This window comes from Deltaproteobacteria bacterium (genome assembly GCA_016208165.1).
Taxonomy (GTDB): domain Bacteria; phylum Desulfobacterota; class Desulfarculia; order JACQYL01; family JACQYL01; genus JACQYL01.
The window spans coordinates 20,855-28,732 of the sequence record JACQYL010000047.1; the positions used below are offsets into that span (position 1 = coordinate 20,855).

Here is a 7,878-nt window from a genome sequence, read left to right on the forward strand (position 1 = left end):
CTCCAAAAGAAGCTATTTAGAACCCGCCTTACCAACTTTTCGCCGCACACGCTCGTTCTTGTAACGGATCCCCTTTCCCTTGTACGGTTCCGGTCGTCGGAATCCCCTAACGGTTGCGGCGGTGCGGCCCAATAGCACCTTATCAATAGATTCGAGGGAAATGTTGGTCTGTTTCTCGACTTTTCCCGTAACCCCATCGGGTAAATGATACTCTACCGGATTGGAATATCCCACGTTGAGCACCAGGACATTCCCTCTCATTTCGGCCCGATACCCTACGCCAACGATCTCGAGATCTCGAACGAATCCCTGACTGACGCCTCCCACCATGTTCGCGATGAGCGTACGGGTCAGCCCCTGCATAGCGAAGGAATCCCGGGAATCCGTCGTGGGAACCACGTGTATGGTCGAATCCTCGATCTTGACGTCCACCAATGGGTGAAGAGCCTGCTCGAGCCCCCCTTTGGGACCCTTTGCATAAACGATCCCATCTTTTAGCGTAACCTCAACCCCGTCCGGGATCGGGACAGGCTTTTTCCCTACGCGAGACATGGCGCCTTACCTCCTATAACTACCAGACTTTGCACACGACTTCGCCGCCAACGCGTAGTTTTCTGGCTTCACGATCAGTCATCATCCCCTTGGAAGTCGAAACAACCGAGATGCCTAAACCGTTTTGGACCATGGGTATTTCATCGTGGCTGACGTACACCCGGCGACTGGGTTTACTGACTCTCTCCAGCCCAGAAATGACGCTGTTCTGGTTCTCGTCGTATTTCAAAAACACACGCAGGATCCCCTGACGCCTGTCTTTGATCATTTTGTAATTTTTAATGTACCCTTCATTCTTCATGATCTTGGCCAAACTGATTTTGATCCCGGACGCAGGGATATCCACTTTTCCGAATCTGGCCACAAGGCCGTTACGAATACGGGTCAGCATATCCGCCAACGGGTCGGTCATACTCATTTGACGGCTCCTTCCACTTCTACCAGCTAGACTTAATGACCCCCGGAATCAGGCCCCAAGAGGCCATCTTCCGGAAGCAGATACGGCAGATTCCGAATTTGCGCATAAACGCCCTCGGACGCCCGCATATTGGACACCGGTTGTAATCTCGCACTGTGAATTTCTTCGGCCTGCTGGCACTCACCATTTTGGATTTTTTCGCCAAGACATTCCTCCATGCCCGCGGGACGCGGTCGCAATCACTCACTTACGCTTATGGATAACTCCATTCAACTCTCTTCGCCGTAACTAGATACTCGGCGGCGATCATACCAAGCATGCCATCGAGTTGCACTACAAGGATCGCTCATCCTTCGCCGTATCCGTTATCGCCGGAAGGGCATGCCCAAACTTCTAAGCAGGAACCGGCTTTCTTCATCTGTTTTGGCTGTGGTTACGATAGTGATATTCATCCCATGTATTTTTTCTACCGAATCGTAGTTGATCTCCGGAAAAATGATCTGTTCCTTGAGGCCCATGGAAAAGTTGCCCCGCCCGTCAAACGATTTCGTGGGGATCCCTCGAAAGTCCCGGACCCGCGGGAGAGCAATATTCACTAGCTTCTCAAAGAAATCATACATCTTTGCTTTTCGGAGCGTAACCGTACAACCGATGGGCATCCCCTTTCGAAGCTTGAAACTCGCGATAGACTTGCGGGCCTTTGTGACAAGGGCCCGCTGGCCCGTGATGGTGGCGAGTTCTTCCGCCGCGGCGTCCAATAGCTTAATGTTCTGGATCGCTTCACCCATTCCCACGTTCACCGTGATCTTGACCAAATGGGGCACTTGCATGACATTCTTGTACCCGAATTCCTTGGTCAGCGCAGGCACGACTTCGTCTCTATAATATTCCTTCAACCCGGCCATGTCGTTATAACTCGCATATCGTCTTTGGTTTTCGGAAGATATCCTCAGGAATCTGGAGCTCCTATTTATCGATCAGCTCGTCGCAGCGGCGGCAAATTCGAGCCCTGGAGCCGTCCTCGAGCGCCTTGTGGCCGATCCGGGCCGGCTTATTGCATTTGGAACAAACCAACATCACGTTCGAAATGGCAAGCGGTGCCTCTTTTTCCAGTATTCCGCCTTTTCCTGTCTTCTGGCTGGCCCTGGAGTGACGCTTGACGATGTTCACTCTCTCAACCAACACACGCCCTTTTTCCGGGATAACGCGCAATACTCTGCCCGATTTTCCCTTATCCTTGCCGGCTATGACCATTACCTGGTCGTTCTTCTTGATCGCCGTTTTGCTCATAGTGTTTGGCTCCTAAATGACTTCCGGCGCAAGCGACACGATCTTCATGAAATTCTTCGCTCTGAGTTCCCTTGCCACAGGTCCGAAGATGCGAGTGCCAACGGGTTCCCTCTGATTATTAATCAGAACGGCGGAGTTCTTATCGAATTTTATATACGTGCCGTCAGGACGTCCAACCTCTTTGGCCGTCCGAACTACTACGGCCTTCATGACGTCCCCCTTCTTTACCCTCGAATTGGGTAAGGCTTCGCGCACCGATACCACAATGATGTCGCCCAACGAAGCATAACGTCTTCTGGAGCCTCCCAGCACCTTGATGCAAAACAGTTTCTTGGCTCCGGAATTGTCAGCCACGTCAAGGATGGTTTGCGACTGTATCATGTCTTTTCTCCGATCACGCCATCTTTTCCAGTATCTTACTCACGCGCCAATGCTTGTCTTTACTCAAGGGTCTGCTCTCCGTAATAATGACCAGATCCCCCACAGAACACGCGTTCGCTTCGTCGTGGGCTTTGTATTTCTTCAGCATTCGAATGTATTTCTTATACCTGGGTTGCTGAAATTGGCGCGCGACACTTACAATTACGGTCTTGTCCATCTTGTCACCGGTCACGACACCCGTTAACGTTTTCTTCCTTCGCAAGCGCTGTTCACTCATGAACCACTCCTGATCCTACGGCTAGGCCGCAGGCTTCTCATTCATCACGGTTTTCAAGCGCGCGATGTCTCTCTTTGTGACCTCAATTCTCATAACGTTTTCCAGCTGGCCTGTAGCATGCTGAAACTTGAGGTTAAACAACTCTTCTTTCAGCGCTTTCTCCTGCTGGACCAGTTCCTCAACGCTTAGATCTCGTAACTCCGAACTTTTCATGTTACCGCCTCCCGAACCAGGATCCTTGTTTTCAGGGGAAGCTTATGCGCTGCAAGCCTCAGGGCTTCTTTCATCGTATCCACATGGACGCCGTCCATCTCGTACAACACCCTACCCGGTCTGATAACCGCAACCCATCCCTCGGGTGCTCCTTTGCCTTTACCCATTCGGGTCTCAGTGGGCTTCTTTGTGATGGGCTTATCAGGAAACAGCCGGATCCAGATTTTGCCGCCGCGTTTTACGTGGCGGGTCATAGCAATACGCGCCGCCTCGATCTGTGGGGCTGTTATCCGACCCACTTCGAGGGCCTGCAATCCGACGCTGCCAAACTGTAAAGAGTTGCCCCGCATGGCCGCGCCCTTCATTCTGCCCTTCTGTTGCTTACGATATTTGACTTTCTTGGGGGCTAGCATGACGCGATGATCCTCATTCTTTCAGGAAAAAGACGGAACTGATATTCGAACCGACGTTCCTTATTCCTCTTCCAAAATCTCGCCTTTGAAAATAAGCACTTTTACGCCGATAATGCCGTACGTCGTCAGGGCTTCCGCGAAACCGTAATCCACGTCCGCTCGGAGCGTGTGGAGGGGCACGCGTCCTTCACGGTACCATTCCCTCCGTGCCATCTCCGCCCCGGCCAGTCGCCCGGCGCAAGAAATTTTTACACCCTGTGCTCCCAGTTTCAGCGCGCTCGTTACCGCCTTCTTCATGGCTCTTCTGAACGCTACCCGCCGCTCCAGTTGAGCGGCCACCCCTTCTGCGACCAACTGGGCGTCCACCTCGGGCTTGCGCACTTCCTGTATGTCGATCATTATGTCGCGCCGAATCAGGTTCACCAGCTCTTTCTTCAGGGCCTCGATCTCCTGACCCTTCTTCCCAATGACAATGCCCGGCCTCGAGGTATGGATAATCAGCTTGACCTTGTTGGCGGCCCGCTCGATCTGAATTTTGGAAACACCAGCATGCTGCAGCCTCTTCTTGAGGAACTTGCGGATCTGGTCGTCTTCAATCACCAGACGGGAAAATTCACGGGTGGCAAACCACCTGGAATCCCACGTTTTGTTTACCCCCAATCGGAAGCCTATCGGATTGACCTTCTGCCCCAAAGGACACCTCCCAACTCAGTTTACGCTTCTTCCAAAACAACGGTGATGTGGCTCGTGCGTTTTCGAATCCGTGTGGCTCTTCCCATAGCGCGGGGTTGCCATCGTTTCAAAGTCGGCCCCTCGTCCGCGTATGCATTCTGGATAACCAATGTATCTACATCAATATTCGGATTCTGATCGGCATTGGCAACTGCCGAATTCAACACTTTCAAGACCAACCGGGACCCCCGCTTGGGTGAATACTTCAGCAGATTCATCCCTTCCTCCACCCTCTTGCCCTTGATGAGGTCCGTTATCAATCGGGCCTTTCGGGCGGAGACTCGCAAAAATTTGCCCACTGCTCGTACACGCATGACTTCAGTTCTCCGCGGCTATCTCTTGCCTTTCATTTTGGTTTTCTTGTCGCCGGCGTGTCCATAGAAAGTTCGCGTAGGTGCGAATTCACCCAATTTGTGTCCCACCATGTTCTCAGTGACAAATACGGGTATGAACTTCTTGCCATTGTGGACCGCAAACGTGAGACCGATAAAATCGGGAATAATGGTAGAACGCCGGGACCATGTCTGGATCACTTTTCGAGAACTGGTCTCTTTGGCTCGTATGGCTTTGATTGCCAAATTCTGGTCTATAAAAGGTCCCTTTTTGAGCGATCTGGGCACGTCTACCTCCTACTTCTTCGTTCGCTTCTTAACGATATATTTATCGCTCGATTTCTTTCCGCGCGTTTTATATCCCTTTGTCGGCTTACCCCAAGGCGTCACGGGGTGCCGTCCCCCTGAGGACTTACCTTCCCCACCACCGTGCGGATGGTCGATCGGGTTCATGGCCACGCCGCGGACCTTGGGCCTGCGGCCAAGCCATCTCGAACGCCCGGCTTTTCCGATGGAGATGTTCTCGTGTTCGATGTTGCCCAATTGACCGATAGTAGCCCGGCATGCCAGAAAAACCATACGGACCTCTCCGGAAGGAAGCTTGACTTGGGCGTAACTCCCCTCTTTCGCCATTAGCTGGGCGTAACCGCCGGCGGAACGCACAAGCTGACCACCACGACCCGGGTTTAACTCGATATTGTGAATGTGCGTGCCCAGAGGGATATTTCTCAAGGGCAGGCAGTTTCCGGGCTTAATATCTGCAAACTCACCGGAAACCAGCACATCACCAAGCTGTATCTTCAGCGGGGCCAGGATATACCGCTTTTCCCCGTCCGCATAGTGCAGAAGCGCGATGCGCGTCGACCGATTCGGATCGTATTCAAGGGTGGCTACCTTGCCGGGGATATCTATCTTCTCTCTTTTAAAGTCAATCATCCGGTAACGACGTTTGTGGCCGCCGCCTCGGTGCCTGGCGGTAAGTCGACCCAATGCATTGCGGCCGCCAGTACTCTTGATCGGTCGAAGCAGGCTCCTCTCGGGAGTTGTAGTCGTGATCTCCTCGAAAGTAGCGGTCGTTTGAAATCGCCTACCCGGTGATGTTGGGTTCTGTTTTTTGAGTGCCATGAATTCCTCTTATGCGCCTTCAAAAAAGTCAATGTGGTCGCCTGGAGCCAGTTTCACCAGCGCCTTTTTCCAGTCCGGTTTCTTCCCAGGGAACCTGCCCACGCGTTTTTTCTTGCCGATCATCCTCATCGTGCGCACCGAGAGTACTTTTACATTGAAGGCCTTTTCCACAGCGCGCCAGACTTCAACTTTATTGGCCTTCGGATTCACCACGAACGCGATCTCGTTATGAGTCTCTTTCTGCGTGGTGCTCTTTTCCGTAATCAGAGGGCGTATCAGTATATCATGCAGTTCTTTCATTGGGAGCCAGCCTCTCCGTGATTTTCTCCAATGCAGAAGACAGGACGATCAGGTTCTCGTGTTTCAAGATATCGTAGACGTTAAGGCCGTCTGTCGGAAGCACCTTGATGTGCGGCACATTTCTGGATGATTTCCGCAGATTAGTATCGTCCTGGTGCACTAGAATCAACGCATTTTCTATTTGGAGCCCCCGCATGGCTTCGACAAATCGTTTGGTCTTTATTTCCTGCATCTTGAATTCGTCCAACACGACCACTTTATCGCTTTTCCGTTTGTCGGTCAGAGCCATGCAAAGTGCGAGCCTACGCACCTTCTTAGGTACTCTCTGTTGATAGGATCTCGGCTTAGGCCCGAACACTACGCCGCCTCCACGCCATAAAGGGCTCTTTCTGGTCCCGGCACGGGCCCGTCCCGTTCCTTTCTGGCGATAAGGTTTTCGGCCGCTACCCCGAACCTCGCTGCGTCCCTTCGTCGAAGCCGTGCCTTGGCGTCTGGATGCCAACTGCCCGCACACTACCTGATGTAGAACGCTAATCCTCACGGGCACGTTCCAAACGGCGTCGCTCAGCTCGACTTCGGAGACCTTTTCTCTATTCAAATTGACTACATCCACTACCGGCATGACTTCCCTCTCTGAATCTCCGAAATCTTTATAGTGCGGGCGCCTTCCGTACGGTAACGAGGCTATTGCGGCTTCCCGGAACCGCACCTCTCACGATCATGAGGTCTTGTTCAGGTCTTACGTCCAGCACCAGCAGGTTCTTGATCGTAGTTTGCTGGTCTCCCATGTGGCCCGGCATTCTCTTCCCCCTCATTACCCTTGAAGGGTAGGCGCTACAGCCGACGGATCCCGGAGACCGATGGGTCTTGCAGCCGTGAGTTGCTTTTCCCCCGGAAAAGCCATGGCGTTTGATCACGCCGGCGAAGCCACGCCCCTTTGACTTACCTGTGACATGCACAAAATCTCCAGGCGCAAACAAACCGACACCAAGCTCTTGACCAACGTCATACCCGTCCGCATCATCCACCGGGAATTCTTTCAAATGCGCCATCGGCTCGACGCCGGCGGCATTGAAATGCCCAAGCAACGGTTTGGTCGTCCGCTTTTCCTTTTTGGGCAAAAAGCCTAGCTGCAAAGCGGTATACCCGTCTCTGTCCTGCTCTTTCTTCTGGACAACCTTACAGGGACCGATCTTGAGAACGGTTACCGGTACGGCTATGCCTTCCCCGAGGAAAATTCGGGACATTCCCAGTTTTATTCCCATTAAACCTTGTACCATTGTCATATCCTCAACGTCTCCGCACCATACGACTTCCGCCTACACACTCACGGACAGGCGTCAACGCCGTCGGGCAGAGAACGCGTATCGCTTCTGAACGGCTACAGCTTGATTTCCACGTCCACGCCGGCAGACAGCTCGAGCTTCATCAGGGCATCGACCGTTTGTTGGGTCGGCTCCAAGATATCCAGAAGCCGTTTGTGTGTGCGAACCTCGAACTGTTCGCGCGACTTCTTGTCGATATGCGGTGAGCGCAATACGCAATATTTATTTATGCTCGTGGGAAGTGGTATCGGACCGGCAATCCTGGCACCCGTTCGACGAGCCGTTTCCACGATCTCCATAGCAGACACGTCCAATAGCTTATGGTCATAAGCCTGCAGCCGAATCCGAATCTTTTGATTCTCCATCATAAGCCGAACATCCTCTACTCAATAATGTCGCTGATGACGCCGGCGCCGACCGTCCGGCCGCCTTCGCGGATCGCAAAACGAAGCTCTTTCTCCATGGCGATGGGCATGATCAGGTTCACTTCGACGCTCACGTTGTCTCCCGGCATCACCAT

General features: G+C 52.8%; 18 protein-coding genes. All 18 read right to left on the minus strand.

All coding sequences use genetic code 11. The features are described 5' to 3' along the window. Positions 1 to 12: 12 nt before the first annotated feature. Positions 13 to 552 carry a 50S ribosomal protein L6 gene (gene rplF / locus HY788_09890; GenBank protein ID MBI4774472.1) on the minus strand — a complete coding sequence of 180 codons (540 nt, stop codon included), beginning with the start codon at positions 550 to 552 and terminating at the stop codon, positions 13 to 15. 19 nt (positions 553 to 571) lie between these two features. Next, entirely contained in the window at positions 572 to 970 is a 399-nt protein-coding gene (gene rpsH, locus HY788_09895; GenBank protein ID MBI4774473.1) for a 30S ribosomal protein S8, read from the minus strand. 19 nt (positions 971 to 989) lie between these two features. Then, a complete protein-coding gene (locus HY788_09900; protein MBI4774474.1) occupies positions 990 to 1,175 on the minus strand; it encodes a type Z 30S ribosomal protein S14 in 186 nt (61 codons plus the stop codon). Positions 1,176 to 1,335: 160 nt separating this feature from the next. Beyond that, positions 1,336 to 1,875, minus strand: coding sequence for a 50S ribosomal protein L5 (gene rplE, locus HY788_09905; protein MBI4774475.1), 540 nt, complete (start codon positions 1,873 to 1,875; stop codon positions 1,336 to 1,338). A gap of 61 nt (positions 1,876 to 1,936) precedes the next feature. Then, the gene (locus HY788_09910; protein ID MBI4774476.1) at positions 1,937 to 2,260 is read right to left on the minus strand and encodes a 50S ribosomal protein L24; all 324 of its coding nucleotides are present in this window, start codon (positions 2,258 to 2,260) and stop codon (positions 1,937 to 1,939) included. Positions 2,261 to 2,272: 12 nt separating this feature from the next. After that, positions 2,273 to 2,641 (minus strand): 50S ribosomal protein L14, encoded by a 369-nt coding sequence (gene rplN, locus HY788_09915; GenBank protein ID MBI4774477.1) that lies wholly within the window; start codon positions 2,639 to 2,641, stop codon positions 2,273 to 2,275. 13 nt (positions 2,642 to 2,654) lie between these two features. Then, entirely contained in the window at positions 2,655 to 2,918 is a 264-nt protein-coding gene (rpsQ, locus tag HY788_09920; GenBank protein ID MBI4774478.1) for a 30S ribosomal protein S17, read from the minus strand. A 21-nt stretch (positions 2,919 to 2,939) separates the two neighbouring features. Next, positions 2,940 to 3,131: a 50S ribosomal protein L29 gene (gene rpmC / locus HY788_09925; GenBank protein ID MBI4774479.1), complete on the minus strand. Its 192-nt coding sequence runs from the start codon at positions 3,129 to 3,131 to the stop codon at positions 2,940 to 2,942. Continuing rightward, entirely contained in the window at positions 3,128 to 3,544 is a 417-nt protein-coding gene (gene rplP, locus HY788_09930; GenBank protein ID MBI4774480.1) for a 50S ribosomal protein L16, read from the minus strand. The genes rpmC and rplP overlap by 4 nt, the downstream gene beginning before the upstream one ends. 60 nt (positions 3,545 to 3,604) lie before the next feature. Continuing rightward, positions 3,605 to 4,237: a 30S ribosomal protein S3 gene (rpsC, locus tag HY788_09935; protein ID MBI4774481.1), complete on the minus strand. Its 633-nt coding sequence runs from the start codon at positions 4,235 to 4,237 to the stop codon at positions 3,605 to 3,607. Between the two features lie 20 nt (positions 4,238 to 4,257). Continuing rightward, complete coding sequence (rplV, locus tag HY788_09940; GenBank protein ID MBI4774482.1) at positions 4,258 to 4,590, minus strand: 50S ribosomal protein L22; 333 nt, start codon at positions 4,588 to 4,590, stop codon at positions 4,258 to 4,260. A gap of 18 nt (positions 4,591 to 4,608) precedes the next feature. Further along, on the minus strand, positions 4,609 to 4,896 hold the full coding sequence (gene rpsS, locus HY788_09945; protein MBI4774483.1) for a 30S ribosomal protein S19: 288 nt from the start codon (positions 4,894 to 4,896) through the stop codon (positions 4,609 to 4,611). A gap of 9 nt (positions 4,897 to 4,905) precedes the next feature. Further along, the gene (gene rplB, locus HY788_09950) at positions 4,906 to 5,733 is read right to left on the minus strand and encodes a 50S ribosomal protein L2 (protein MBI4774484.1); all 828 of its coding nucleotides are present in this window, start codon (positions 5,731 to 5,733) and stop codon (positions 4,906 to 4,908) included. A gap of 9 nt (positions 5,734 to 5,742) precedes the next feature. Next, positions 5,743 to 6,033 carry a 50S ribosomal protein L23 gene (locus HY788_09955; GenBank protein MBI4774485.1) on the minus strand — a complete coding sequence of 97 codons (291 nt, stop codon included), beginning with the start codon at positions 6,031 to 6,033 and terminating at the stop codon, positions 5,743 to 5,745. Next, positions 6,017 to 6,655, minus strand: coding sequence for a 50S ribosomal protein L4 (gene rplD, locus HY788_09960; protein MBI4774486.1), 639 nt, complete (start codon positions 6,653 to 6,655; stop codon positions 6,017 to 6,019). The genes HY788_09955 and rplD overlap by 17 nt, the downstream gene beginning before the upstream one ends. Positions 6,656 to 6,683: 28 nt before the next feature. Then, positions 6,684 to 7,313, minus strand: coding sequence for a 50S ribosomal protein L3 (rplC, locus tag HY788_09965; GenBank protein MBI4774487.1), 630 nt, complete (start codon positions 7,311 to 7,313; stop codon positions 6,684 to 6,686). Between the two features lie 101 nt (positions 7,314 to 7,414). After that, positions 7,415 to 7,723, minus strand: coding sequence for a 30S ribosomal protein S10 (rpsJ, locus tag HY788_09970; protein MBI4774488.1), 309 nt, complete (start codon positions 7,721 to 7,723; stop codon positions 7,415 to 7,417). A gap of 17 nt (positions 7,724 to 7,740) precedes the next feature. Continuing rightward, positions 7,741 to 7,878 (minus strand): elongation factor Tu (tuf, locus tag HY788_09975; GenBank protein ID MBI4774489.1); only part of this gene is annotated, 138 nt, incomplete at its 5' end.

What these genes read in the sequence shown, in the direction of transcription:
- rplF (MBI4774472.1), bottom strand. Translation starts at nt 552, where the DNA reads ATGTCTCGCGTAGGGAAAAAGCCTGTCCCGATCCCGGACGGGGTTGAG.
- rpsH (MBI4774473.1), bottom strand. Translation starts at nt 970, where the DNA reads ATGAGTATGACCGACCCGTTGGCGGATATGCTGACCCGTATTCGTAAC.
- rplE (MBI4774475.1), bottom strand. Translation starts at nt 1,875, where the DNA reads ATGGCCGGGTTGAAGGAATATTATAGAGACGAAGTCGTGCCTGCGCTG.
- HY788_09910 (MBI4774476.1), bottom strand. Translation starts at nt 2,260, where the DNA reads ATGAGCAAAACGGCGATCAAGAAGAACGACCAGGTAATGGTCATAGCC.
- rplN (MBI4774477.1), bottom strand. Translation starts at nt 2,641, where the DNA reads ATGATACAGTCGCAAACCATCCTTGACGTGGCTGACAATTCCGGAGCC.
- rpsQ (MBI4774478.1), bottom strand. Translation starts at nt 2,918, where the DNA reads ATGAGTGAACAGCGCTTGCGAAGGAAGAAAACGTTAACGGGTGTCGTG.
- rpmC (MBI4774479.1), bottom strand. Translation starts at nt 3,131, where the DNA reads ATGAAAAGTTCGGAGTTACGAGATCTAAGCGTTGAGGAACTGGTCCAG.
- rplP (MBI4774480.1), bottom strand. Translation starts at nt 3,544, where the DNA reads ATGCTAGCCCCCAAGAAAGTCAAATATCGTAAGCAACAGAAGGGCAGA.
- rplV (MBI4774482.1), bottom strand. Translation starts at nt 4,590, where the DNA reads ATGCGTGTACGAGCAGTGGGCAAATTTTTGCGAGTCTCCGCCCGAAAG.
- rplB (MBI4774484.1), bottom strand. Translation starts at nt 5,733, where the DNA reads ATGGCACTCAAAAAACAGAACCCAACATCACCGGGTAGGCGATTTCAA.
- HY788_09955 (MBI4774485.1), bottom strand. Translation starts at nt 6,033, where the DNA reads ATGAAAGAACTGCATGATATACTGATACGCCCTCTGATTACGGAAAAG.
- rplD (MBI4774486.1), bottom strand. Translation starts at nt 6,655, where the DNA reads ATGCCGGTAGTGGATGTAGTCAATTTGAATAGAGAAAAGGTCTCCGAA.
- rplC (MBI4774487.1), bottom strand. Translation starts at nt 7,313, where the DNA reads ATGGTACAAGGTTTAATGGGAATAAAACTGGGAATGTCCCGAATTTTC.
- rpsJ (MBI4774488.1), bottom strand. Translation starts at nt 7,723, where the DNA reads ATGGAGAATCAAAAGATTCGGATTCGGCTGCAGGCTTATGACCATAAG.